Consider the following 24,991-nt stretch of genomic DNA (forward strand, 5'->3'; position numbering starts at 1 on the left):
CGTCAGTTTGCGCAGGATGCCTTAAAAAGAAGCGATAGCGCATGATTCCGCGCCGCTTTGCGCACATTTTCGCGGCCCAATGCGCCAAACTCGATGGTCTCGGTTTTGCATCCTGTTGCGGAGGCGATGCCAAAACAGACACGGCCCTCGGGTTTGAACTCTGAGCCGCCGGGACCGGCGATGCCGGTGATCGAGACGGCGAGATCCGCCGCAGAGTGCGCCAGTGCGCCAAGGGCCATTTCGCGCGCGACCTCCTCAGACACGGCGCCAACCGCATCGAGCGTGGCTTGCGCCACGGCCAGCATCTCGACCTTGGCCTGATTGGTGTAGGTCACAAAGCCGCGCTCAAAGGTGGCGGAGGAGCCGGGAATGTCGGTCAGCGCAGCGGCCACCATGCCGCCGGTGCAGCTTTCGGCGGTGGCGATGCGCAGGTCGGCGGCGCGGCAGGCGGCAAGCAGTGCGGCGACATCCACCATCACATCAGCACCACATGAAAGAGCGCGGCGGTCACAAGCGTGGCCACACCGGCAAAGACACCGGCCCAGAGGTCATCAAGCATCACGCCCACAGGATCATGGCGGCGGTCGGCGCGGCCCACGAGCCAGGGTTTGCGGATGTCAAACAGGCGGAAGAAGAAAAACGCCGCAATCGGGCCGGGCCAGACCATGGACATGTCGCGTGTTGCAAAGGCGATGGCCGGGAAGAGCAGGGCGATCCACATGCCTGCGACCTCATCAATCACGATCTCTGAAGGGTCGTCGCCCGGTCTGTCGGCCAATTCGCGGTGGCAGGCCCAGAAACCGGCGATGATGGAGATCACGGTCAGCAGGATCAGCAGCCAGAGGCCGACATAACGCTCGGCGGCCCAGCCGATCAGCAGCGCGGCCAGAGAGCCCCATGTGCCGGGGGCAAAGGGCAGGCGACCAACGCCGAAGAATGTTGCGATCATCGTGCTCATGGTTTCACCAGTGTCGCGGTGGCAATGGCCGCAATCCCTTCTTCGCGGCCTGTGAAGCCGAGTTTCTCACTTGTAGTGGCTTTAATGGAGACGCGGGTTTCCTCCATGCCCATGATCTCTGCCATGCGGGCAATCATGGCGGGGGCGTGTGGCCCGACTTTGGGGCGTTCACAGATCAGGGTGCAATCGACATTGGAAATCGTGAAGCCTTTGGCGGCCGCGAGATCCACCGCATGTTTCAGGAATACCGCACTGTCCATATCTTTCCATTCCGCCTCAGATGGCGGGAAGTGGCGGCCAATGTCCCCTTCGGCCAATGCGCCGTAGATCGCATCTGTGACCGCATGCATGCCCACATCGGCGTCTGAGTGGCCTTTGAGGGCTTTGTGGTGCGGGATGCGGACGCCGCAGAGGATGACGTGATCGCCCTCTTCAAATGCGTGCACATCATATCCGTTGCCCAGTCTGATATCGGGAAGACTATTCATGTCGCCTCTCAGGTGCTGCTCCAGACGGGCAAAATCGTCTGGTGTGGTGATTTTCAGGTTGCGCTCATTGCCCGGCACGATGGCGACGTCAAGCCCGGCGGCGCGGGCGACCTCTACATCATCAGCCGCTCCGCCCGTGTGGGCGTGATGGGCCGCGAGAATTGCCTCATAGGCGAAACCCTGAGGCGTCTGCGCGCGAAACAGGCCGTCGCGGTCCTGCGTGCCGGTCACAAGCCCGTCTTCGCCGCGCCAGAGCGCATCGGTGACCGCGAGCGCGGGGGCTGCGCCGGAGGCACCGGAGGTCAGGGCGGCAATCACAGAGGAGATCGTGGCGGCATCAATACCCGCGCGGGCCACATCATGGATCAGCACATGGGTGATGCCGCGCCCGCTGAGGGCCTCAAGCCCTGCCAGCACCGAGGCGTCCCGCGTTGCGCCGCCGTGAACCTGTGTCACCGAGAGTTCGGCGGTAAATTGCGTGTCGTCGGGGTGGGTCACCAAAACCACCTCGTCTACCTCCGGGTGTGTTAGAAAAGCGGTGAGCGTCCATTCAGCGACGCTTTTTCCGGCAACCTGCCGCCACTGCTTGGGGATTCCACCTCCTGCACGGGTGCCACGACCGGCGGCAACAACCACTGCGGCAGTGCGGGGCGGGGTATCGGCGGGGCTATTGAAAGAGGCATTTGTCATGCCCACTGTGTAGAACCTGCAAGTCAGAGTGGCAATTGACCCTTAGCGATTGCTTAATTTTTAAGCATATGCGATTTGCTGCCGAAAAAATCACCACCCCTTCATTGAGTTTGACCAATGGGTCAGATACGCCGAAGGCACTGCACAAGGATTAGGCACGTGACCGTTCAAGTCGCACATCTCTCTTTGACACCGCCCGTTTTTCTGGCGCCGTTGGCCGGGATCACCGATCGCCCGTATCGGGATCTGGTGAGCCAGTTTGGTGCCGGACTGGTGGTGAGCGAAATGGTGGCAAGCCAGGAGATGGTGCAGGCCAAACCCGGGGTGCGCGAGCGTGCGGAGCTGGGGTTTGGTGATGCGATCACCTCGGTGCAGCTTGCGGGCCGTGAGGCGCATTGGATGGCGGAGGCCGCGCGTCAGGTGGAGGCCAACGGGGCGACGCTGATTGATATCAATATGGGTTGTCCGGCGAAGAAAGTGACCAGCGCCAGCGGCGCGGGGGCCAGCGGATCCGCTCTGATGAAAGATCTGGATCATGCGCTGACACTGATTGAGGCCGTGGTGGGCGCGGTGGAGATTCCGGTGACGCTGAAGACGCGGCTGGGGTGGGATGACAATATGCTAAACGCGCCGGAGCTGGCGAAGCGGGCAGAGGATGCGGGCATCCAGATGCTGACCATCCACGGGCGCACGCGCTGTCAGTTTTACAAAGGGTCTGCGGACTGGGCGGCGATCCGGGGTGTGAAAGACGTGGTGTCGATCCCGGTGATTGCCAATGGCGACATTGTGGACGCGGAGAGCGCAAAGGCGGCGATGGCGGCCTCCGGTGCAGACGGCGTGATGGTGGGGCGCGGGGCGCAGGGCAAACCCTGGCTGCTGGCCCAGATTGCGGCGGAGATTTTCGGCACAGAGGCGCCGGAGGTGCCCACCGGCACAGCGCTGGTGGAGCTGGTGCAAGGGCATTATGCGGCGATGCTGTCTTTTTACGGCACCGATCTGGGCCTGCGCGTCGCGCGCAAACATTTGGGTTGGTACATGGACACCGTGGGCACCGAGGCCGGCTTGCGCCGCCGGGTGCAGACCAGCCGGGACATTGATGAAGTGATGGCGCTTTTGGCGGAGGCATTGATGCCGAGCGGTGATGATGCGCCCAACAACAAAGAGGCCGCATGAGCGCGCATAACCCCATATGGAACTCGCTGCCCGTGCCGGGGCTGGTGGTGGACGTGGATGACAAGATCCTGCGCATCAACCCGGCGGCGGAGACTTTTCTGAACGCCTCGGCCAAATCGATGGTTGGGCAGCCCATCTGGGACAAGGTGATGATTGACGCCCCGCTTGAGGAGGCGTTTCAGCGCGCAAGGGAACATGGCACGCCGCTGTTTGTGAATGACGCGGATCTGGGCACCGGCAATGCGCCACCTGTGCAGTGCAACCTGCAGATTGCGCCGTTGGCGGATGCGCCTGGCGAGATGCTGTTTCTGATTTCCAGCCGTGAGCTGGCCGGGCGCATGACCCGCAGCAACGGGGTGAAATCATCGGCCAAATCCGCCATCGGCATGGCTGAGATGCTGGCCCATGAGATCAAGAACCCGCTGGCGGGGATCACCGGTGCGGCGCAGCTGTTGTCGATGAACCTGAGTGCGGAAGATCTTGAGCTGACTGATCTGATCGTGGAAGAAAGCCGCCGGATCGTGAAGCTGCTGGAGCAGGTGGAGCAGTTTGGCAACCTGTCGCTGCCGCAGAAGAAGCCGGTCAATATCCACGATGTTCTGGATCGCGCGCGGCGCTCTGCCTTGGTGAGCTATGGCGCGCATATGGAGATTGTGGAGGATTACGACCCCTCCCTGCCACCGGCGGAGGGCGACGCGGATCAGCTCCTGCAGGTGGTTTTGAATCTCTTGAAGAATGCCTCTGAAGCTGCTGGAGATTCAGGGAAAATCCGCATTCGCACCTATTATGAGCATTCCTTCCGGATGCGCCGTGCGGATGGTACGGGCCAGCCGCTGCCGTTGCAGATTGAGGTCATTGATGATGGACCCGGCCTGCCGCAGCATTTGGAGGGCGACGTGTTTGACCCGTTCGTTTCTGGACGGGAGAACGGCACGGGGCTTGGCCTCGCGTTGGTGAGCAAAATCATTTCGGATCATGGCGGTCTGATCACAGTGGACAGCGTGCCGGGGCGCACGGTGTTCAAGCTGTCGCTGCCACGGGCGAGCAAAGAAACTCTCAAGAAATATGAGGAGAGCCTCTGATGGATGGCACGGTTCTGGTCGCAGATGACGATCGCACAATCCGTACAGTATTGACGCAAGCGCTGACGCGGGCGGGCTGTAAAGTGCATGCCACCTCCTCGCTGACCACGCTGATGCGCTGGGTGGGCGAAGGCAAAGGCGATGTGGTGATCACCGATGTGATGATGCCGGATGGCAATGGCCTTGAGATGCTGCCCAAGATTTCCGAGGACCGTCCGGGCCTGCCGGTGATCGTGATTTCCGCTCAGAACACCATCATGACGGCGATTCAGGCGGCGGAAGCGGAGGCCTATGACTATCTGCCCAAACCGTTTGATCTGCCTGATCTGATGAAGCGCACCGGCAAGGCGCTGGAGCAGAAGCGCCGTGCGCCTGCCGCGCCTGCGGTGGAGGAAGACCGGCCTGATGAGCTGCCGCTGGTGGGGCGTACGCCTGCGATGCAGGCGCTGTACCGGCTTGTGGCGCGGGTGATGAACACCGATCTTCCGGTGCTGATTTCAGGTGAAAGTGGTACGGGTAAATCCCTGATCGCAAAAGAAATTCACGACTTTTCTGATCGGCGTAACCTGCCGTTTGTGGTGGTCAATGCCGCGGATCTGAGCGATCTGGAAGGCCCCGCGCGGGTGTTGGCCAAAGCCAAGGGCGGCACGATCCTGTTTGATGAGATCGGCGATATTGAAGACGAGGTGCAGGCGCGCATTGTGCGGATGATTGACACCCCCGGCGATCAGAACCCGCGCTTTATGGCGACCAGTCAGGTGAACCTGAACACCGCCATGGAAAACGGCACCGTGCGGCAGGATCTCTACTATCGCCTCAATGGTGCGGCGATCCATGTGCCGGCACTGCGGGAGCGGGTGGATGACATTCCCCTGCTGGTGGAACACTTCCTCCACCGCGCAGAGCGCGAAGGCGCGCCGATGCGGGTGTTCTCGGAAGATGCGATGGAAATGTTCCGCACCTACAGCTGGCCGGGCAACGTGCGTCAGCTTGAAAATGCGGTGCGCCGCCTTGTGCTGACCGCGCAGGCGGAAGAGGTGATCAAAACCGAAGCGGAAATGGTGCTGGGCACCGCGCCGCAGGCGGGCCCGCTGATGGGCGGTGAGGACAATGAAAAGCTCTCCGCCAGCGTTGCGCGCCATCTGCGCCGTTACTTTGATTTGCACGGCAATATGCTGCCTCCGGCAGGGCTCTATGCGCGGATTCTGCGCGAGATTGAGCTGCCTCTGATCGAAATCGCGCTGGATGCAACCGGCGGAAATCAGGCGAAATGTGCTGATTTGTTGGGGATAAATCGGAATACTTTGCGTAAAAAGATCACCGATCTGGATATTCACGTGACACGCCGCCGCAAATTGATGTAAAAAGGCCACATAAATGTGGTGCCAGAGCCGCAGTCGTCAAAAAAACGGCACGTCTCATAGAATGCACCACCTGATATGGCGGTGGGGCGCGCAAGCGCCACCAAATCAATTGGGGAAGTCGGGTGTCGAGCCGGACAATGACGAGTCACTGGGCGCGTTTTCAGCGCCTGCGCAGTCAAAGGCGTGTCCAGAATGCCGCAGCTTTCGGGCTGGTGGTGCTGGCTCCGGCGCTGGCTTTGGCGACCTATCTGGCGCTTGGTCCGTTTGGGCTTGGCGCCTCATCCAGCACATTGCGTGCGATTTTTCTTGCCGATTTTGCCTATGTTCTGATCGTGGCCGCGCTGGTGCTCCAGAATGTGGTGCGCGCGATTTCCTCGCGCCGCGCCCGCTCTGCCGGATCGCGCCTGCATCTGAGACTGACCGGGGCGTTTGCCGTGTTGGCCGTAGTGCCTGCGGTGACGGTGGCGGTGTTTGCCGGGCTGACGCTGAACATCGGCCTTGAGGGCTGGTTCAGCGAGCGTGTGCGGCTGGTGGTGGGCAATTCGCTGTCGGCAGCGCAGGCCTATGAAGAAGAGCATATTGAGGCGCTCAAAGAAGACGCGGGCGCGCTGGCAGAGTTTCTCAACAATCGGCGGCGTGCGACCTTCTTTATGGATGCGGGTGAGCTTCGGGTTCTGTTGGCCGCGGGGCAGGTGCAGATCCAGCGCGGTCTGAAAGAAGCCTTTGTGATCGATGGCACAGGCGAGCTGCGCGCGCGGGGTGAGCGCTCCTATCTGTTTGACTTTGAAAAGCCCACCGAGGCGGAGATGGCCGAGACCGTGGAGGATGGCTATGTCATCATCCGTGATCTGGACAACAATGAGATGCGCGCGCTGGTGCGGCTTGAGGCCTTTGTGGACCGCTATCTCTATATCAGCCGTGAGGTGGATGCGGAGATTTTCCAGCTGCTCGATGACACGCAGGCCAGTGCGCGGCTGTATTCGCAGCTGGAGAGCGAGCGCGGGCAGCGGCTGTTTGAGTTTGGTCTGATCTACCTCGGATTTGCGCTGATTCTGGTTCTGGCGGCGATTTGGATGGGCATGTGGATGGCGGAACGGCTGTCGCGTCCGGTTGGGCGGCTGATGCAGGCGGCACAGCGCGTCGGGGCGGGTGATCTGGACGTGAAAGTGCGCGAAGAAGAAGGCGATGATGAGATCGCGATGCTAGGGCGCTACTTCAACCAGATGACCGGCCAACTGAAGGTGCAGCGGGAGACGCTGCTGGACAATACGCGCCAGATTGACCGCCGCCGCCGCATGTTTGACAGCGTGCTGACCTCGGTGACGTCCGGTGTTGTCGGGCTGACGGCGGAGGGCAAAGTGTCCTTTGTGAACCGCTCCGCAGAACGGCTTCTGGCCTGGGCGGATGACCATCAGGCGATGCCTCTGGCGGTGGCGGTGCCGGAGTTTGGTCCGGTGCTTGAGGAGCTGACCTCGGGCGGCAAGGAAGTGGCGCAGGAAGAGGTGAAGGTGGTCCGGGGCGGACGGCTGGAGCATCTCTTGGTGCGCATGTCCACGCGGCGGCGCGACGATGGCACGCTTGAGGGCTACGTGGTGGCCTTTGACGATGTGACCAATCTGGTGACGGCACAGCGGACAGCGGCCTGGGGCGACGTGGCACGCCGCATCGCCCATGAGATCAAGAACCCGCTGACCCCGATCCAGCTGTCGGCTGAACGTATCCGCCGCAAGTTTGCCAGCCGTCTGGGCGAAGACAGCGACACGCTTGAGCAGATGACCGATGTGATTGTGCGCCAGACCAATGATCTGCGCAGGATTGTGGATGAGTTCTCCAAATTTGCACGGATGCCGGAGCCGGATCGCAAGGCTGCTGATCTGGTGGAGCTGGTGCAGGCAGCGGTGTTGTTGCAGGAAACCGGCCAGCCGGATGTGCGGTTTGTGCGCGACATTTGCAAAGGGCCGATGACCGTGGATCTGGACGCCACGATGATCTCACAGGCGCTGACCAATCTGATCAAGAATGCCGGTGAAGCAATTGAAACCTATCAGGAAAAACATCCTGATGAGGCTATCTCTCCGGAAATTCGGGTGAGTTTGAAGATTGAAGAAGAGCACGCGGTGCTGCGGATTGCAGACAATGGCATTGGCCTGCCTGCCGATCGTGCCCGACTGTTTGAGCCTTATGTCACGACACGTGACAAGGGCACGGGGCTGGGTCTCCCCATTGTGAAAAAGATCATTGAAGAGCATGGCGGGCAGCTGTCGCTGCTGGATGCGCCGGTGTTTGAACCGTCTTCTCATGTTGGTGCAATGGCAGAGATCAAGCTGCCTTTGGCCCCTTTGGGCGCTGCACCTGCTGAGGACATCAAAGAGAGCGAGCGAGTATTATGAGTGACATTCTGATCGTTGACGATGAGCGCGACATTCGGGAACTGATTTCGGACATCCTGAAAGACGAGGGGTTTTCGACGCGGCTGGCGGGCAACTCGGATGAGGCGATGGCGCAGGTGACCAGTGAGCAACCGGCGCTGATGATCCTCGATATCTGGTTGAAGGACAGCAATATGGATGGCATCGACATCCTGAAGGCTGTGAAAAACGACTATCCGGAAGTGCCGGTGGTGATCATTTCGGGCCACGGCAATATCGAGATTGCGGTCGCGGCGATCAAACAGGGCGCGTATGACTTCATCGAAAAGCCGTTTAACATCGATCAGTTGCTGGTGGTGATCAAACGGGCGATGGAGACCAGCCGTCTGCGTCGTGAAAACACCGAGCTGAAACGTCAGGACGGCAAGCCGGCTGATTTGATCGGTGACAGTGCGGCCTATCGCGCGATGGTGTCGCAACTGGATAAGGTCACGCGCTCCAACGGGCGGGTGATGCTGACCGGGCCGGCGGGTGTCGGCAAAGATGTGGCGGCGCGCTATATCCATGCCAATTCCAACCGCGCCAGCGCGCCGTTTGTCACCGTCTCCTGCGCGGGGATGGATCCGGACCGCGTGGAAGAGATCCTCTTTGGCCGCGAAAGTGCCGAGCGCGGCATCGAGACCGGGCTGCTGGAGCAGGCCAATGGCGGGATTGTCTATTTTGACGAGGTGGCGGACATGCCGCTGGCGGCGCAGAGCAAGATCCTGCGGGTGCTGGTGGATCAGCAATTCACCCGAGTGGGCGGCTCAAAGAAGGTGCGCGTGGATTTGCGGGTGATTTCCTCGACCAATCAGGATCTGACGCAGGCGATTGCGGAGGGCACCTTCCGTGAGGAGCTGTATCACCGTCTCAACGTGGTACCGATCGCGGTGCCGTCGCTGGAAGAGCGGCGCGAAGACATTCCGGCGCTGGCGAGCTATTTCCTTGCTCAGTTGCATGAGAGTCAAGGCTTGCCGCTGCGTGAGCTGAGTACAGATGCGATTGCGCTGATGCAGACCATGGTTTGGCCGGGCAATGTGCGCCAGCTCAAAAACCTGATTGAGCGGGTGCTGATCCTTGGGGACGGGCAGGGGCCGATTGAAAGCCGCGAGTTGCCCGGTGAAACCGATACGCCTGCGGAAGATGGCCGCGTGGTGCTGTCTGGCACGCTGGCGACGCTGCCGCTGCGCGAGGCGCGGGAGGCGTTTGAACGCGAATATCTGCTGACCCAGATCAACCGGTTTGGCGGCAATATCAGCCGCACCGCAAGCTTTGTCGGCATGGAGCGCAGCGCGCTGCACCGCAAACTAAAATCGCTGGGGGTTGTGACCTCCAACAAGGCAGGTGCGCGTGTGGCGCATGTGCCTGAAGAGGAAAGCGAAGCGGCTGAATAAAGCCGCACCGCAGAGGGGCAAAGACAAAACGCGCGGGGCAGACGCTCCGCGCGTTTGTTTTTAGATCTTCGTCCTACAAATCTGTAACGACTGTAGCGGGGCACATAGACCAGTCCCCGACCTTGGGTGGGGGTGAAGCCCCCTCCCTTGGGGAGGGTCGGGGGCTGGTCGGCTTCGCCTCCTGCGCGTTGGTGAAGACTATGCGCTTCTAATCGTAGAGCAGCTTGCGTTTGATTTGGATCGCTTGTGCGCGGCCTCTCTCATGCGGTCGAACGCAACCGACTTTAGCCGCTGGATTTGCTTGAGATCGGCTTGCTCAGATCGATCAGCACGCGGCCGCCATCTTCGGTGCGCAGACCGCAGATGCTGGGGCTCAGCTCCGGGGCGACCTCGATCTTGGCATAGTGATTTTCGCCAAGCTGCTCATCTTTGCAATAAGGGATCTGAACCTTCTCATAGCCTTTCTCAGACATGCAGCTGCGCACAGCGGAGTGGCGGGCGCCTTCGTTGATGTCATATTGCTCTGGCCGTTGGCCAACAATGCGCCCGTTGCCGTCATAAAGCGGCCACCAGTCGGTGACGATGCGGGGCGGATAGGCGGCTGCGGCGGCGCTATTGCACTGGCCACGGTCGATGTTCAGTTCAGATTTGGTGACACCTTCTTTGTAGTATGTGCCAAACTGGGTGCAGCCGCTGAGAACAACAAAGAGCGAGGCGGCAAGCGCGGGGTATTTTACGAAGGACACAATGAACCTTTAGTGTATTTTTGTTTAGATGGTTTGGGGTTAGATGGGTTTGCTGAGATCAATCAGGGCGACACCGCCGCCCTTGGCGCGCAGCGCACAGATGTTGGCTGCTGGAACAGGGGCTCCGGGAATGGCCGCATATTGGTGCCCGGCGAGTTGATCCTCGGTGCAGATCGGGTGGGTCACGGGGGTATATCCCTTCAGCGTCATGCAGTCGGCGCGATGCTCGGCCCGCATACCGGCGTTGGCGTCTTGAACCTGAACGTGGCTGCCACCCCAATAGCCGGGGTAGCCACCCCAATAGCCGCCAGCATAACCGCCATAGCCGCCGTGGTAGCCGGAATAGACCGATGTGGTGAAGGTGGCTGCTGGGAAGAGTTTGTTGGCTTCTACAGAACAGGCCGTGTCATCATATGCAGCTGTTTCGCGGGTGACCCCGGATTTGGCGTAGCCTGAGTAAGAGGTCGGGGCGCAGCTCGCCAAGACCGTTGCAAGAGCCGCAAATATAACAACAGTTTGCCGCATCTTCTTATCTCACTTCATAATTTAGTTTGCGCCCTAAGAAGAAACCCAAACGGGACTGGCGTCAATGCTTGCAATTGACCTGATTGGCGCTCTCTGGCATGTCGGACAGACAAACCCTTGAGGGAAGCATATGAAGGTCATTATCTGTGGGGCCGGTCAGGTTGGATGGCAGATTGCTCGCCATTTGTCCGGTGAAAACAACGATGTCACCGTTGTGGACAACAACCCCGAATTGGTGCGCCGCGCCACGGACACGCTGGATGTGCAGGGGATCGCGGGGTTTGCGAGCTATCCTGATGTGCTGGACCGTGCGGGCGCGCGCGATGCGGATATGCTTATTGCGGCCACCTATTCTGACGAGGTCAATATGGTGACCTGTCAGGTGGCGCATTCGGTGTTTTCCGTGCCGCGCAAGATCGCCCGACTGCGCAGCCAGTCCTATCTGGATGTGCTTTATTCTGATCTTTACCGGCGTGATCACATGCCGATTGACGTGGTGATCTCGCCTGAGCTTGAGGTGGCGGATGCGGCGCTTAAGCGGCTGACGGCGCCCAACGCCTTTGACACGGAGACCTTCCTGGAAGGCAAGGTGCAGATGCTGGGGCTGGTGCTGGATGAGGATTGTCCGGTGGTGAACACGCCCTTGCGGCAGTTGACCGATCTGTTCTCCACGCTGAATGCGGTGGTTGTGGGCGTGCGCCGCCATGGCACGCTGTTTGCGCCTGAGCCGGGTGATCAGCTGTTTGTGGGTGATGAAATTTATGTCTTCAGCTTTGTTGAGGACGTGAGCCGCACCATGGAAGTCTTTGGGAAGGTTCAGAAAAAGCAAGAGCGTGCGGTGATTGTTGGCGGCGGCAACGTCGGCCTGATGGTGGCGCAGCGGCTGGAGAAGAGCGCGCACCGTATCCGTACAAAGATCATCGAAAAGGACCGCCGCGTGGCGGAGCGTGCCGCCGAAGCTCTGGAGCGCACGATTGTTCTGAATGGGGATGGTCTGGACGCCGCACTGCTGGCTGAGGCGGGCGCGGACCGCGCAGACGCCATTCTCGCGGTCACCGATGATGACAAAACCAATATGCTGGCCTCTGTGCGCTCCAAATCGGCGGGCTGCCCACTGGCGATTGCGCTGATCAATGACCCGACGCTTGCGCCTTTGATGCCGCCCTTGGGCATTGATGCCTTCATCAACCCGCGCGCCACCACGGTGAGCTCGATCCTGCGCCATATCCGGCACGGGCGGGTGCGCGAGGTTTACTCGGTTGGCGATACCGAGGCGGAGATCATTGAGGCCGAAGTGCTCTCGACCTCGCCCATCGCAGGTCAGCAGGTGCGCGATGTGGCTTTCCCGGAAGGCGTGCTGATTGGTGCGATCCAGAAGGGCAAAGAGGTTGTGAAACCCAAAGGCGGCACGCGCATCAATGAAGGGGACGTGATTGTGCTGTTTTCCCTGTCGGCGGATGTGCCGGGGGTGGAGCAGCTGTTGCAGGTCTCCATCGACTTCTTCTGAGCCGATGACGCTGCGCCTGTCTCAAATCCCGCTGTTTGTGCAGATGGTCCTGATTTCAGGGCTGCTGATGTATGTGCCTGCGGCGGTGGCACTGGTGCAGAACGACCATTTTGTGTCGCGCAGCTTTTTCTATTCCGGCACGATGGTGCTGTTTGTCTGCACGCTGATTGCGATTGCGGTGCATGGCACGCGGGGGCGCACGCGCACGGTGGACAACCTCAAAGCGCTGTTTCTGGCGCTTGCGCTGTTACCGGCCGTGCTGGCGTTGCCGATGTATGAAACACTTGGCGTGGTGCCCTATGTGGATGTCTACTTTGAGATGGTCAGCAGCCTGACCACCACCGGGATGACCACTTATGAGCCAGCCAGCATGCTGACGGATGCGGTGCATCTGTGGCGCGGGATGGTGGGCTGGCTTGGCGGGCTGTTGATGTGGGTGGCGGCGGCGGCGGTTCTGGCGCCGCTGAGCCTTGGCGGGTTTGAGGTGACAGCCATGGGGGAACCCGGCCAGCTTGACACCGGCCAGACCCATATGCAGCGCGCGCGCCCGATGAAACGCTGGAGCCGTGCGGCGCAGGCGCTGTTGCCGATCTATGTCGGTCTGACCGGCGCGCTGTGGATCATGCTGGTGGTGCTGGGGGATCGCCCGATTGTCGGGTTGATGAACGCCATGGCGACGCTTTCGACCAGCGGGATCACCACCGGCGTGGGCGTGCAGAACAGCAATTCCGGCGTTGCGGGGGAGATGATCATCTTCCTGTTTCTGCTCTTTGCTCTGTCGCGCAGCACTTTCAGCTCCGACACGGGGGCGGTGCGGCGCAACAGTCTGTTGGAAGATCCGGAGCTGCGGCTGGGGTTTCTGATCGTGATGGTGGTGGCGGTGATGCTGTTTATGCGTCACTGGTTTGGCGCGCTGAGCGAAGAAGATGTGAGCGATCCGCTGGCCGGTCTGAAGGCCGCCTGGGGCGGGATTTTCACGGTGATGAGCTTTCTGACCACCACCGGATTTGAAAGCTCGGAATGGCATGTGGCGCGGGACTGGAGCGGATTGCAGACGCCGGGCCTGATCCTGCTGGCGCTGGCCATGGTGGGCGGCGGCGTGGCGACCACGGCGGGTGGCGTGAAGTTGCTGCGGGTCTATGCGCTTTATGTGCAGGGGCTGGGCGAGATGGAGCGGCTGGTGCATCCCAATGTGGTGTTGGGGCGCAAGCGGGCAGGTGCGCGCGGGCTGAGACGGCGCGGGGCGGTGATCGCCTGGGTGTTTTTCATGCTGTTTGCCCTGTCGCTTGCCGCCGTCACGCTGCTGCTGGCGCTTGCCGGAAACAGCTTTGAAGAGGCGCTTATTCTGGCGGTCTCCGCGCTCACAACGGCGGGGCCGTTGACGCAGGTGGCCGGAGAATTCCCGATTGCGATTTCCTCGCTGGGTCCGGTGGAAAAGCTTATTCTTTGTGCAGCTATGATTGCCGGACGGCTGGAAGCGCTGGCGGTTATCGCCCTGATTTCTCCGGACTTGTGGCAGAAATGATGCGGTTGACCCCGTAGCGGTTTAAAAAGGCGTCATTTTAGGCTGGTAAGTCCAGAATGTGCGCTCCATACTCGCGACTGCATACCTTTCCCGATGCACAAACAAGAACAAAGGCAAGCACGACATGGCTTCGGATCGACAGAATCTCCAAGATGCATTTTTGAACCACGTCCGGAAAACCAAAGTTCCGGTGACCATTTTTCTGATCAACGGTGTGAAACTGCAGGGTGTGATCACCTGGTTTGACAACTTCTGTGTGCTGCTGCGCCGCGATGGTCAGAGCCAGTTGGTCTACAAACATGCGATCTCGACAATCATGCCGGCGCAGCCGATTTCTCTGTATGAAGGTGAAGACGCCTCTTGATGGAGCATGACACGCAGGTCACCCGCGCTTGGGTCCTGCATCCCGATATCACTGGCGCTGATCAGCGGCGCGAGGCCTCTTTCGCGTTGGAAGAGGCCATTTCGCTTGCAGCGGCTTTGCCGGAACTGGAGGTGGTGGGCTCAAACGTCGTGCGCCTGCCCAAAGCCCAGCCCGGCAAGCTGTTTGGCAGCGGAAAGATCGAAGAACTGAAAGCGCTTTTTAAGGCCAATGAGGTGGAGCTTGTCCTGATTGACGGGCCGGTCACCCCTGTGCAGCAGCGCAATCTGGAAAAAGAGTGGAAGGTCAAACTGCTGGACCGGACCGGGCTGATCCTTGAGATCTTCTCGGATCGGGCGCGCACCCGTGAGGGTGTGCTGCAGGTGGAGATGGCTGCGCTGTCTTATCAGCGCACGCGACTGGTGCGGGCCTGGACCCACTTGGAACGTCAGCGGGGCGGGCTTGGCTTTGTGGGTGGTCCGGGTGAAACCCAGATCGAGGCGGACCGTCGCGCGATCGACGACCAGTTGGTGCGGTTGCGCCGTCAGCTTGCGAAGGTTGTGAAAACCCGCGAGCTGCACCGTAAGGCGCGCGCCAAGGTGCCGTTTCCGATTGTTGCGCTGGTGGGCTATACCAACGCCGGAAAATCCACACTTTTCAACCGCGTAACCGGGGCAGATGTGATGGCGAAAGACATGCTTTTTGCCACGCTCGATCCGACCATGCGCGCGGTGGAGCTGCCCAACAACGGGCCTGAGGTGATCCTGTCGGACACGGTGGGCTTCATCAGTGATCTGCCAACGCAGCTTGTGGCGGCCTTCCGGGCGACGCTGGAAGAGGTGCTGGCGGCGGATCTGGTGCTGCATGTGCGCGACATTGCGCATCCGGAAACGGAGCATCAGGCCGAAGATGTGCGCACGATCCTCGAGACCCTTGGGCTGAATGAAGAGACGCCACAGATCGAGGTCTGGAACAAGATCGACCTGCTGAGTGCGGATGATCGCGATGCGATGGTCGCCAAGGCGGAGCGTGAAGAGGATATCTTTGCGGTGTCCGCTGTGAGCGGGCAGGGACTGGATGAGATGTTTGCGGCGATCCAGCAGGCTTTGGCCAGCGAGAAAAGCCGCGAAACGCTGAAGCTCAGCTTTGCGGCTGGCAAGGCACGGGCGTGGCTCTTCAAAGAGGGCATCGTGGAGGAAGAAGCCCAGACGGACGAGGGCTTTGAGATCACCGTGCTGTGGAGCGCCAAGCAGCGCGCGCAGTTTGAAAGCCTCTGACAGAGGCCTTAAGATCACATCCTAAGATATTGATGGCGCAGGATTACTGCGCCATCGGTTCAATCCGCGTAACGCCAACAGCAGCGGCGCGGGCCAGCTCTTCATCCAACGACATCGGAATATATTCGCCGCGGCGCCACAGCTGGGCCATGTCGTCATAAAAGCGCGACAGGAAGTGGCCGGACTGACCGGTAGAGATCACAAAAACCGAGCTGTCGGGATCGGCGAAGTCATAGACCCCGCGGTAGCCTGCGGCGTGGACGTTGTGGTACGGGTTTTCGCCGGTGCCGCTGGTTTTGCCGCGCTGAAGTGTGTTGTCGCCACCGGAGGTGGATTGGCGGATGTTCACAAAGAAGCGCAGGATCGGCACCTCGCCAAGCGCCTGATGGTCATGGGTGGCTTGATGGACATCGCCCCAGCGCAGGGATTCAAGCTGTGGGCCGTAGCGCTCCTCAATGGTGATGAGCGCGTCATCCAGAGCAAGTTTGGCCATGTCGGCGCAGGTTTCCTGAGGGACGCTTTGGCGCACGTCACACCATGCGGCGGCGCCGTCGATGTTGCGGAAGACACGCTCGATAAAGAGCGGCTCCACATGGGTGTATTCATCCGCCAGCGGGCCAAGATCGTCGCGGATCAGGCGCTCCTGTAGCGCGCGCACCCAAGCGGCATAGATCAGCGGCTCCGGCAGGTGCTCGTTCATTTCGCCATTCCACTCAGACAACAGCGTGAGCGCGCGCTGGCGCTGGCGTTCGCGGCTGCCTTCGGGGGCCGCCTCGCCGGTGAACCAGAGTTCTGCGCCAATCAGCGGCAGGATCGAGCGGGCCGAGAAGCTGACGGTGTCGAGCTGGGCCTCGATAAAGCTGTCGCGGGTGTGGACGCGGCGGCCCTGCATCAGGCGCTGCCAGCGTTGGATGCGCTGACTGTCGCCCCAGATATAGGAGATATGCTGGGGGAAGGGGCGGTCGATGAATTTGTTGTTGGTGTTGCCGACGATGCCGCCCACGGGTTCCACAAAGGACGGGTTGTTGGCCGCATCAAACACGCCCTGCCAGCGGTTTTCGGCAAGCGCCCCCAGGGACGGCAGACGCCCGCGGCTTTGGTGCGCGCTGTCTCTGCGTGGGACGGCACCGATGAGGGCCATGCCGATGTTGTCTTTGTCTGCCAGCGTGAGCGTCAGGCCGGGGGCGACGTGCTGTTTGGTGACCTCAATGGCGCGCTCGACAGAGTCGGCATACATCAGATCCAGAAGCGCAGTGGTGGAGCGGTCTTTCGGGCTGAGCGCGGTCCAGCGCAGGGCGGCCACATGGCCCGGAGGGGTGATGGCGGCGAGGTTGAAATCCGTGCCCGGCAGCACGGGGCCGTTCTCCGTCCAGCGCAGCGTCAGGGTGACCGGGCTGTGATCTTTGATGGTGATGATCGACTTGCGGGTTTCAAAGGTTTTGAAGCCGTCCGGTGTGCGGTAGCGCTCCGGATCGCTGGGGTCGAGCTCTTCGATATAGAGGTCCTGATCATCCACATAGGCGGCGGTGATGCCCCAGCCCAAAGCCTCGCTGCGGCCGGAAAGCACGACGGGAATGCCCGGGATTGTCGCGCCGATGACGCCGCCGCTTTGCAGCTCCAGACGGGCGAGATACCAGATCGACGGCGCGGTCAGGCCGAGGTGCGGATCATTGGCCAGAAGGGTACCGCCGGAGGCGCTGCGGGTGGGCGCGGCGGCCCAAGCGTTGGAGGCCCCTGACAGCTCGGGGATCTTGAAGGGAGAGAGCGGATGGGCGGGCAAAGGCTTGCTCGCGGCATAGCGTGGCGCGCCCGGAACAAGGCTGGCATACTCCGGCAGCGCGGCGACACCGGTGCCCGGCGCATCTGGAAGAATGTCCGCCAAGCGGTTGATATCATTGAGCGCGAGCGAGGTGCGGGCGCGCAGGACCTCAGATTGCATCTGGCTTGTGAGCTGCAGGGCCATGAGCTTTTGCAGGGCGATGGTGTCAGCAGGCTGCCACGGAGAGAAGGCCTGTTTGAAGAGGAAAAGCTCCGGTGCGCCGCGGCCCAGAGCGGAGCGGTTGACCTCATCAATGCGCGCGTTCACGCCACGAGCATAGGCTTGCAGCGCGGCCAGCACCTCCAGATCCTGCGCGGAGACCGATTGCTGGGCCGCGCCCGCGATGTCGAGCCGCCGCATGAGCTTGTCGATTTCCAGCGTGCGGGTGCCAAAGACCTCAGACAGCCGCCCTTGCGCGGTCCGGCGCATGGTGAGCATCTGCCAGAGGCGGTCTTGCGCGTGGGCATAGCCCAGGCCGAAGAACACATCCTCGTCAGTTTCCCCAAAGATATGCGGCACATTGGCGTTGTTGCGCACAATCTCCAGCGGTGCGGAGACGCCCGCCGCGGCAAAGGTCTTGTCGTAGTCCGGCAAGCTGCGGGAGGCGAGGAAATAGATCAGCATCACGCCAAGCACGGTGAGAATCACCAAGCCGCTGGCAATGCGCAAAAGCCATCTGAAAAATGCCGCCATGGGTCTGCCTCTTATAGTCCTTGCCTTCTGCTTGCGCAGGCGAGACAAGTATTACGACGAATGAAAGCAAGGGGAAAGCCGATGGCAAAAGTTGCGTTTTTGGGCTTGGGAGTGATGGGGTATCCGATGGCCGGATATCTGGTGAAAGAGGGCCATGAGGTGACGGTTTACAACCGTACCACCGCCAAGGCGGAGGCCTGGGCCAAGGAATATGGGGCCGGATTTGCGGCGAACCCGCGCGAGGCGGTTGCCGGTGCAGAATTTGTGATGTGCTGTGTGGGCAATGATGACGATCTGCGCTCGGTTTGCCTTGGCGATGACGGTGCTTTTGCGGGCATGTCTGAGGGCAGCACCTTTGTGGATCACACCACGGTTTCGGCCAAAGTGACGGCAGAGCTTTACACAGCGGGCAAAGCGCAGGGCATTGCTTTTGTCGATGCGCCTGTGTCTGGTGGTCAGGCGGGGGCTGAGAACGGCATTCTGTCGATCATGTGTGGCGGCGATCAGGCGGCCTATGATGTGGCGGAGCCGATCATGCAGGCCTATGGGCGCTCGATCAAACGGCTGGGCGAAAGCGGGGCCGGGCAGCTCACCAAGATGGTCAATCAGATCTGTATTGCCGGTCTGGTGCAGGGGCTGTCTGAAGGGCTGCATTTTGCGGAGAAAGCCGGGCTTGATGGCCGCGCGGTGGTCGATGTGATCGCGGGTGGCGCGGCGGGCAGCTGGCAGATGCAGAACCGCTACGAGACCATGATTGACGATGAGTTTGACCACGGTTTTGCGGTGGACTGGATGCGCAAGGATCTGGGCATTGTGCTCTCCACCGGCGATGAGATTGGCGCGAGTCTGCCAGTTACAGCGCTTGTGGATCAGTTTTACAAAGACGTGCAGAAACTGGGCGGCGGGCGTTGGGACACCTCCAGCCTGATCAAGCGCCTGCGCGCGCTGGATTGATTTTTAGCCTCTTGAAAACAAAAAAGCGCAGGCGGTGCCCTGCGCTTTTTCTTTGTAAAATAAACCGCTTACGGGATGATGCGGTTGTATTTGATGCCTTCCAGAGTGGCGCCGATTTTCAGGCCTGCTTGGCCAAAGATCACAGCGATCACCGGGGCGAGCAGGTTGGTGGTTTCGGCACTCAGGTTACCGGCTTCGTTGGCGACCACATATTGTGCGCCTGCGCCTGCGGCCCAGCCGTTGGAGCTGCGGAAATCTGCGAGTGCGCCTTCGGTCATGAAGAACAGCACATGGGCGTGTTGCTGGGCGCCGATTTGCAGGCCCACGCTGCCTTTGGTGGCAGAGTAGTAATCCACGGTCACGTCATTCACGCGCAGGGCGCCGCGGCCGTAGCCGCCGCCAAAGCCAAATCCGGCCTCGGTGACCAGCGGCATCACCAGAATGCCGGCGGCTTTGTCGCGCAGGTCGGTGGTGTTGGGATATTCGGAATAGAGGTAGCTGAGGGTTGCATCCGCGCGGGCGTCAATTTCGCTTGCGCCATTGGAGCCAACACCGTTGCCACATGCAGCGGTGACGCCAGCGGCTGCAAGGCCGGTGAGCGCGAAGCCGCGTCGGGTGAGATTGGTCATGGTCTTTGCCTGTGTTTGTTGAAGTCTGCTCAGTTCACCGGTTTTGATCCGGCTTTCCGGCAGTATAGACGGCCTGAAGGCCTATGTCACTAGATCTGCAAAGCTCTACCCGATTTTGCGGGCCACTTCGGGGGCAAAATAGGTCAAAATCCCGTCACATCCGGCACGTTTGAAGGCCATCAGGCTCTCCACCATGGCGCGGTCCCCGTCGATCCAGCCGTTTTGCGCGGCGGCCTGGATCATCGCGTATTCACCGGACACCTGATAGGCGAAGGTGGGCACGCTAAAGCTGTCTTTCACGCGGCGGCAGATGTCGAGATATGGCATGCCGGGCTTCACCATGACCATATCGGCGCCTTCATCGAGATCGCGGGCCACAAGGCGCAGGGCTTCGTCTGAGTTGGCCGGGTCCATCTGATAGGTGGTTTTGTCACCTTTGAGCGCACCGGACGCGCCCACTGCATCGCGGAAGGGCCCGTAAAAGGCGGAGGCATATTTGGCGGCATAGCTCATCAACATGACATTGTGGTGCCCGCCTGCCTCAAGGGCGGTGCGGATCGCGCCGATGCGGCCATCCATCATGTCAGAAGGGCCAATGATGTCTGCACCGGCCTCTGCCTGAGAGAGCGCCTGCTTCACCAGCGCCTCCACGGTAGCGTCGTTGACGATCTCGCCATCCACCACAAAACCGTCATGGCCGTGGATGTTGTAGGGATCCAGCGCAACGTCGGTCATCACGGCGATTTCCGGAACCGCGGCTTTGATAGCGCGGGTGGCGCGGTTGGAGAGGTTTTCAGGGTTCCAGGCCTCGGCGCAGTCTTCGGTTTTGAGCGCAGGATCGGTGTAGGGAAAGAGGCAGATCACCGAGATGCCCAGATCAGCCGCTTCGCGCGCGGCCTCGACAATCTTGTCCACCGAGCGCCGCATCACGCCGGGCATGGAGGGCACAGGTTCCTCGACGCCTTCGCCGTCGCGCACAAACACCGGCCAGATCAGATCATCCACCGTGAGCGTATTTTCGCGCACGAGGCCACGGACGGCCGCAGATTGGCGGGTGCGCCGCAGGCGGGCGGTCGGAAAGGCAGCGGGGGAAGTGGGCATGATCGGCTCCATGTGTTGCTGCCCCGTAGGTGCCACGGAAATTCCGCCATCTCAAGGCTAGGAATTGCCGCAGTGGCAGGGTATGTCGTTTAAAAATTTAAAGGGCAGTGAAAACTTTGGACCTGAGCCAAACCGTATTAGAACTCATCGACTTCCGAAGCTTTTCGAACCTGTGGTTCTGGATTGCATTGGCGGTGTTTTGGTCCTCTGCCAGCCACTGGGTGCTGGGCGTTCCATGGGATCTGGTCCTGCGCGCCAAGCGCAAGGGCGGGCAGTTTGAGGAAGATTTCCACGCGCTGGTGCAGATCAATATCAACCGCATTCTGCACATGGTGGATGTTGCCGGCATGTGGCTGGTGGGGATTGTGAGCTTTGTGCTCACCGGATTAGCGGTTCTGGGCTTTGGCTACGCGATTGAGTTTGCCCAGGCGGTCTTCTTGATTGCGCTGCCCATGAGCCTTGTGTTTGCGATGAGCGTGCGCGCCTCGCGGCACATCAAGCGCGATGATCTGAACGGTGATACGCTGCGTAAACGGCTGACGCGGCACCGTTTCTGGGTGCAGCTGGTCGGGATGATCTCGATTTTTGTGACCTCTCTATGGGGCATGTATCAGAACTTGTTGGTGTCGCCTCTGGGATAAGACCGGGGTGTAATCCATTGAAAATGAAGGCGTGAGTGATGAAAGACGCGCAGCACATCTCTGTGGGTGGGGCGCCGGAAGGCTTTGATGCCCAGCTCATTTTGAATGAGGTGGCCAAAAGTGGCGGCCCGGTGATCCATGTGGCGCGCGATGACAAGCGCATGGCGGCGACCCGCGCGGCGCTGAGTTTCTTTAAGCCCGACATGCCGGTGATTGTCTTTCCGGGGTGGGACTGTCTGCCCTATGACCGGGTGTCGCCCAATGCTGATATTTCGGCGACCCGCATGGCGACGCTGGCAGGGCTGGTGCATCGCATGCCGGAGCAGTTTGTGCTGCTCACGACGCTCAATGCGGTGACGCAGCGCGTGCCTGCGCGCCATGTGCTCAAAGAGGCCGCGTTTCGCGCGCAGGTGAATGCGCGTGTGGATGAGGAAGCGCTGCGTAACTTCCTCGTGCGTATGGGATTTTCCCAAGCGCCCACGGTGATGGAGTCGGGCGATTATGCCATTCGGGGCGGCATCATCGACATTTATCCCCCCGGCGACAGCGGCCCGGTGCGGCTGGATTTCTTTGGCGATGTGCTGGATGGAGCGCGGCGGTTTGATCCGGCCACTCAGCGCACCACGGAAACTCTGGACGCGATTGAGCTGGCGCCGGTGAGTGAAGTCATTCTGGATGAAGCGGCGATCACGCGGTTCCGGCAGAATTACCGTATCGAGTTTGGTGCGGCGGGCACAGATGATCCGCTTTATGAGGCGATCAGCGCCGGGCGCAAACATCAAGGTGTGGAGCATTGGCTGCCGTTCTTTCATGAAGAGCTTGAAACGCTGTTTGACTATCTGCCTAATGCGTCAATTTCTGTGGATGATCAGACAGATGCGGCGCGTCTTGCCCGTTGGGAGGCGATTGCCGATCAGTATGAAACCCGCCAGCATGCGATGACGCAGAAGGCGCGGCTCGACACGGTGTATAAGCCGGTGCCGCCGGGGCTTCTGTATCTGGATGATAAGGCCTGGGATCAGGCGGTCGCGGGACGGCGGATGCTGCATTTTGCGGCCCTGCCGCAGGCGTCGGGGCCGGGCACAATTGATGCGGGCGGGCGCATCGGACGTAATTTCTCACCAGAGCGGCAGCAGGAAAACCTGAGCCTTTTCGGGGCCTTGGCGGATCATATTCGCAAGAAGTTGCCGGATGGTCCTGTGGTTGTGGCGAGCTATTCCGAGGGCGCGCGGGAGCGTCTGAGTGGCCTCATTGAGGATGAGGGGCTCGCAGAAACCATTCCGGTGACAGACGCCAGCCGGATCGGCAAAACAGGGCTCTATCTGGCGGTCTGGGCGCTGGAGCATGGGTTTGAGACCCCCGGTCTGACGGTGATTTCCGAGCAGGATGTGCTGGGTGATCGCCTGATCCGCGCACCGCGCAAGAAAAAACGCGCCGAGAACTTCCTGACCGAGACCCAATCGCTGAGCCCCGGGGATCTTGTGGTGCATGTGGACCACGGGATCGGGCGCTATCATGGGCTTGAGGTGGTCACGGCGGCCGGGGCGGCGCATGAATGCATCCTGCTGGAATATGCCGAAAGCGCAAAGCTTTACCTGCCGGTCGAAAACATCGAGCTGCTGTCGAAATACGGCCATGACGAGGGCTTGCTGGACCGGCTGGGTGGTGGCGCTTGGCAGGCCAAGAAAGCCAAGCTGAAAGAGCGCATCCGCGAGATGGCGGATCGGTTGATCCGGGTGGCTGCTGAGCGGGAGCTGCGCTCAGCGCCTGTGCTAGAAGCTCAGCATCATGCCTGGGAGGAATTCTCCGCGCGCTTTCCTTATCAGGAGACCGATGATCAGCTGCGTGCGATTGGCGATGTGATTGACGATCTCTCCTCTGGCCGCCCCATGGACCGGTTGGTCTGTGGCGATGTGGGCTTTGGCAAAACCGAGGTGGCGATGCGCGCGGCCTTTGTGGCGGCCATGTCGGGCCAGCAGGTGGCGGTGATTGCGCCAACCACGCTTCTGGCACGTCAGCACGCCAAGGGGTTTGCAGAGCGCTTCCGTGGATTTCCTTTGGAAGTCAGAGCCTTGTCTCGGTTTGTTTCCGCAAAAGAGGCGGAGAAAACCCGTGATGGCATGGCCCGTGGGACGGTGGACATTGTTGTCGGCACCCATGCGTTGCTGGCCAAGAACACGCGGTTTCAGAACCTTGGGCTGCTGATCATTGATGAGGAACAGCACTTTGGTGTGGCGCATAAAGAGCGGCTGAAACAGATGCGCAGCGATGTGCATGTGCTGACGCTGACGGCGACGCCTATTCCGCGCACATTGCAGCTGAGCCTCTCAGGCGTTCGGGATCTGTCGATCATTGGCACGCCGCCGGTGGACCGTTTGGCGATCCGCACCTATGTGAGCAGTTTCGATGCGGTGACCGTGCGCGAGGCGCTGCTCAGGGAGCATTACCGTGGCGGGCAGAGCTTCTATGTGGTGCCGCGGGTGAGCGATCTGCCGGAGATCGAAGAGTTCCTGCGCGATCATGTGCCGGAGGTGAGCTTTGTCACCGCTCATGGGCAGATGGCGGCAGGTGAGCTCGATGACCGGATGAACGCCTTTTATGACGGCAAATATGATGTGCTTCTGGCCACCACAATTGTGGAAAGCGGGCTGGATATCCCGACGGCCAACACGATGATTGTGCACCGCGCCGATATGTTTGGTCTGGCGCAGCTTTACCAGATCCGGGGACGGGTTGGGCGCTCAAAGACGCGGGCCTATGCTTATCTGACCACCAAGCCACGGGCGAAGCTCACACCGGCAGCAGAGAAACGGCTGCGGGTGCTTGGATCACTGGATACGCTGGGGGCAGGCTTTACCTTGGCCTCGCAGGATCTGGACATTCGCGGCGCGGGCAATTTGCTGGGCGAAGAGCAATCCGGGCAGATGCGAGATGTGGGCTATGAGCTTTATCAGTCGATGCTGGAAGAGGCGATTGCCAAGATCAAAGCCGGGGAGCTGGAAGGGTTGTCTGACGGCGATGACCAATGGGCGCCACAGATCAATCTGGGTGTGCCGGTGCTGATCCCGGAAAATTACGTGCCGGATCTGGATGTGCGCCTTGGGCTCTATCGTCGCTTGAGCGGGTTGCAGGGCAAGGTGGAGCTTGAGGGCTTTGCCGCCGAGCTGATTGACCGGTTTGGAAAATTGCCTAAAGAGGTCAATACCTTGCTGCTCATTGTTCGCATCAAGGAGATGTGCAAGAAGGCCGGAATTGCCAAGCTTGATGGCGGGCCAAAAGGCGCGACCATTCAGTTCCACAATGACAAATTTGCCTCCCCGCAGGGGTTGGTGGAGTTCATTCAGGATCAGAAGGGTCTGGCCAAGGTCAAAGACAACAAGATTGTTGTGCGGCGCGATTGGGCGAAGTCTTCTGACAAGATCAAAGGGGCTTTTGCGATTGCCCGTGATCTGGCCCAGAAGGTTGTGAACGAGAAGAAGCGCGCCAAGGCCAAGGCCGCGAAATAGGCGGCTGGCGGGGGCGGCTGTGGTGGCAACAAGAGACGCTGTCTCTGCCACCGCAGAGGGTGCTGGGCGCTGCCAGTTCGCCGTTGGGCGCGGCTCACCCCCGGGATATTTTCCGAATGAGAACGCGGGCTTGTGTGCGCTCAAGCCGCC

General features: G+C 60.6%; 20 protein-coding genes. 12 read left to right on the forward strand and 8 right to left on the reverse strand.

What is annotated here, in order from left to right; genetic code table 11:
* Positions 1–2: 2 nt before the first annotated feature.
* The 3 genes from J7399_RS11940 to J7399_RS11950 are packed head-to-tail and all read right to left on the reverse strand — an operon-like array spanning position 3 to position 2,136.
* Positions 3–476, reverse strand: coding sequence for a CinA family protein (locus J7399_RS11940; RefSeq protein ID WP_209086447.1), 474 nt, complete (start codon positions 474–476; stop codon positions 3–5).
* Positions 476–958, reverse strand: a complete 483-nt coding sequence (locus J7399_RS11945; RefSeq protein WP_209062467.1) for a phosphatidylglycerophosphatase A — start codon at positions 956–958, stop codon at positions 476–478. Before J7399_RS11945 ends, J7399_RS11940 begins: the two co-directional genes overlap by 1 nt.
* Positions 955–2,136 (reverse strand): bifunctional 2-C-methyl-D-erythritol 4-phosphate cytidylyltransferase/2-C-methyl-D-erythritol 2,4-cyclodiphosphate synthase, encoded by a 1,182-nt coding sequence (locus J7399_RS11950; protein WP_209086450.1) that lies wholly within the window; start codon positions 2,134–2,136, stop codon positions 955–957. Before J7399_RS11950 ends, J7399_RS11945 begins: the two co-directional genes overlap by 4 nt.
* A 159-nt stretch (positions 2,137–2,295) precedes the next feature.
* On the opposite strand from J7399_RS11950, the gene dusB reads away from it, so the two are divergent.
* The 5 genes from dusB (at position 2,296) to J7399_RS11975 (ending at position 9,557) form a co-directional block, all read left to right on the forward strand.
* Entirely contained in the window at positions 2,296–3,309 is a 1,014-nt protein-coding gene (dusB, locus tag J7399_RS11955; protein WP_348539460.1) for a tRNA dihydrouridine synthase DusB, read from the forward strand.
* Entirely contained in the window at positions 3,306–4,391 is a 1,086-nt protein-coding gene (locus J7399_RS11960) for an ATP-binding protein (protein ID WP_209086456.1), read from the forward strand. The genes dusB and J7399_RS11960 overlap by 4 nt, the downstream gene beginning before the upstream one ends.
* Positions 4,391–5,755 carry a response regulator gene (locus tag J7399_RS11965; RefSeq protein WP_209086457.1) on the forward strand — a complete coding sequence of 455 codons (1,365 nt, stop codon included), beginning with the start codon at positions 4,391–4,393 and terminating at the stop codon, positions 5,753–5,755. The genes J7399_RS11960 and J7399_RS11965 overlap by 1 nt, the downstream gene beginning before the upstream one ends.
* Before the next feature lie 137 nt (positions 5,756–5,892).
* On the forward strand, positions 5,893–8,145 hold the full coding sequence (locus J7399_RS11970; RefSeq protein ID WP_209086459.1) for a PAS domain-containing sensor histidine kinase: 2,253 nt from the start codon (positions 5,893–5,895) through the stop codon (positions 8,143–8,145).
* Complete coding sequence (locus tag J7399_RS11975) at positions 8,142–9,557, forward strand: sigma-54 dependent transcriptional regulator (protein ID WP_209086461.1); 1,416 nt, start codon at positions 8,142–8,144, stop codon at positions 9,555–9,557. The genes J7399_RS11970 and J7399_RS11975 overlap by 4 nt, the downstream gene beginning before the upstream one ends.
* 284 nt (positions 9,558–9,841) lie before the next feature.
* On the opposite strand, the gene J7399_RS11980 is transcribed toward J7399_RS11975, so the two are convergent.
* Together J7399_RS11980 and J7399_RS11985 are read right to left on the reverse strand one after the other, a co-directional pair.
* Positions 9,842–10,303, reverse strand: coding sequence for a hypothetical protein (locus tag J7399_RS11980; protein ID WP_209086463.1), 462 nt, complete (start codon positions 10,301–10,303; stop codon positions 9,842–9,844).
* 39 nt (positions 10,304–10,342) lie between these two features.
* A complete protein-coding gene (locus J7399_RS11985; RefSeq protein WP_209086465.1) occupies positions 10,343–10,828 on the reverse strand; it encodes a hypothetical protein in 486 nt (161 codons plus the stop codon).
* A 130-nt stretch (positions 10,829–10,958) separates the two neighbouring features.
* Between J7399_RS11985 and trkA the strand changes: the two genes are divergently transcribed.
* From trkA to hflX, 4 genes are all read left to right on the forward strand, one after another.
* Entirely contained in the window at positions 10,959–12,335 is a 1,377-nt protein-coding gene (trkA, locus tag J7399_RS11990) for a Trk system potassium transporter TrkA (protein ID WP_209062495.1), read from the forward strand.
* A 4-nt stretch (positions 12,336–12,339) separates the two neighbouring features.
* Positions 12,340–13,860, forward strand: a complete 1,521-nt coding sequence (locus J7399_RS11995) for a potassium transporter TrkG (protein ID WP_209078931.1) — start codon at positions 12,340–12,342, stop codon at positions 13,858–13,860.
* Between the two features lie 124 nt (positions 13,861–13,984).
* On the forward strand, positions 13,985–14,224 hold the full coding sequence (gene hfq, locus J7399_RS12000; protein ID WP_008204623.1) for an RNA chaperone Hfq: 240 nt from the start codon (positions 13,985–13,987) through the stop codon (positions 14,222–14,224).
* Positions 14,224–15,498, forward strand: a complete 1,275-nt coding sequence (gene hflX / locus J7399_RS12005) for a GTPase HflX (protein ID WP_209062502.1) — start codon at positions 14,224–14,226, stop codon at positions 15,496–15,498. The genes hfq and hflX overlap by 1 nt, the downstream gene beginning before the upstream one ends.
* Positions 15,499–15,541: 43 nt before the next feature.
* On the opposite strand, the gene J7399_RS12010 is transcribed toward hflX, so the two are convergent.
* Positions 15,542–18,010: a penicillin acylase family protein gene (locus J7399_RS12010; RefSeq protein WP_209086467.1), complete on the reverse strand. Its 2,469-nt coding sequence runs from the start codon at positions 18,008–18,010 to the stop codon at positions 15,542–15,544.
* Between the two features lie 81 nt (positions 18,011–18,091).
* Here J7399_RS12010 and J7399_RS12015 point away from each other — a divergent pair, with 81 nt between their 5' ends.
* A complete protein-coding gene (locus J7399_RS12015) occupies positions 18,092–18,964 on the forward strand; it encodes an NAD(P)-dependent oxidoreductase (RefSeq protein WP_209086470.1) in 873 nt (290 codons plus the stop codon).
* A 68-nt stretch (positions 18,965–19,032) separates the two neighbouring features.
* Here the strand turns inward: J7399_RS12015 and J7399_RS12020 are convergent, their stop codons facing one another.
* The gene (locus J7399_RS12020; RefSeq protein WP_209086473.1) at positions 19,033–19,593 is read right to left on the reverse strand and encodes a YSC84-related protein; all 561 of its coding nucleotides are present in this window, start codon (positions 19,591–19,593) and stop codon (positions 19,033–19,035) included.
* 105 nt (positions 19,594–19,698) lie between these two features.
* Positions 19,699–20,694 carry a porphobilinogen synthase gene (gene hemB / locus J7399_RS12025; RefSeq protein WP_209086475.1) on the reverse strand — a complete coding sequence of 332 codons (996 nt, stop codon included), beginning with the start codon at positions 20,692–20,694 and terminating at the stop codon, positions 19,699–19,701.
* A gap of 107 nt (positions 20,695–20,801) precedes the next feature.
* Between hemB and J7399_RS12030 the strand changes: the two genes are divergently transcribed.
* Positions 20,802–21,335, forward strand: coding sequence for a component of SufBCD complex (locus J7399_RS12030; RefSeq protein WP_348539461.1), 534 nt, complete (start codon positions 20,802–20,804; stop codon positions 21,333–21,335).
* Positions 21,336–21,373: 38 nt separating this feature from the next.
* On the forward strand, positions 21,374–24,841 hold the full coding sequence (mfd, locus tag J7399_RS12035; protein ID WP_209086478.1) for a transcription-repair coupling factor: 3,468 nt from the start codon (positions 21,374–21,376) through the stop codon (positions 24,839–24,841).
* The last annotated feature ends 150 nt before the right edge of the window (positions 24,842–24,991 follow it).

The organism is Shimia sp. R9_1 (assembly GCF_017743775.1).
In the GTDB taxonomy this organism is placed as follows: domain Bacteria; phylum Pseudomonadota; class Alphaproteobacteria; order Rhodobacterales; family Rhodobacteraceae; genus Shimia.

Coding starts and splice junctions, on each gene's coding strand:
- J7399_RS11940 (WP_209086447.1), bottom strand. CDS start 476: ATGGTGGATGTCGCCGCACTGCTTGCCGCCTGCCGCGCCGCCGACCTG.
- J7399_RS11945 (WP_209062467.1), bottom strand. CDS start 958: ATGAGCACGATGATCGCAACATTCTTCGGCGTTGGTCGCCTGCCCTTT.
- J7399_RS11950 (WP_209086450.1), bottom strand. CDS start 2,136: ATGACAAATGCCTCTTTCAATAGCCCCGCCGATACCCCGCCCCGCACT.
- J7399_RS11960 (WP_209086456.1), top strand. CDS start 3,306: ATGAGCGCGCATAACCCCATATGGAACTCGCTGCCCGTGCCGGGGCTG.
- J7399_RS11965 (WP_209086457.1), top strand. CDS start 4,391: ATGGATGGCACGGTTCTGGTCGCAGATGACGATCGCACAATCCGTACA.
- J7399_RS11970 (WP_209086459.1), top strand. CDS start 5,893: ATGACGAGTCACTGGGCGCGTTTTCAGCGCCTGCGCAGTCAAAGGCGT.
- J7399_RS11975 (WP_209086461.1), top strand. CDS start 8,142: ATGAGTGACATTCTGATCGTTGACGATGAGCGCGACATTCGGGAACTG.
- J7399_RS11985 (WP_209086465.1), bottom strand. CDS start 10,828: ATGCGGCAAACTGTTGTTATATTTGCGGCTCTTGCAACGGTCTTGGCG.
- trkA (WP_209062495.1), top strand. CDS start 10,959: ATGAAGGTCATTATCTGTGGGGCCGGTCAGGTTGGATGGCAGATTGCT.
- J7399_RS11995 (WP_209078931.1), top strand. CDS start 12,340: ATGACGCTGCGCCTGTCTCAAATCCCGCTGTTTGTGCAGATGGTCCTG.
- hfq (WP_008204623.1), top strand. CDS start 13,985: ATGGCTTCGGATCGACAGAATCTCCAAGATGCATTTTTGAACCACGTC.
- hflX (WP_209062502.1), top strand. CDS start 14,224: ATGGAGCATGACACGCAGGTCACCCGCGCTTGGGTCCTGCATCCCGAT.
- J7399_RS12010 (WP_209086467.1), bottom strand. CDS start 18,010: ATGGCGGCATTTTTCAGATGGCTTTTGCGCATTGCCAGCGGCTTGGTG.
- J7399_RS12015 (WP_209086470.1), top strand. CDS start 18,092: ATGGCAAAAGTTGCGTTTTTGGGCTTGGGAGTGATGGGGTATCCGATG.
- J7399_RS12020 (WP_209086473.1), bottom strand. CDS start 19,593: ATGACCAATCTCACCCGACGCGGCTTCGCGCTCACCGGCCTTGCAGCC.
- hemB (WP_209086475.1), bottom strand. CDS start 20,694: ATGCCCACTTCCCCCGCTGCCTTTCCGACCGCCCGCCTGCGGCGCACC.
- mfd (WP_209086478.1), top strand. CDS start 21,374: ATGAAAGACGCGCAGCACATCTCTGTGGGTGGGGCGCCGGAAGGCTTT.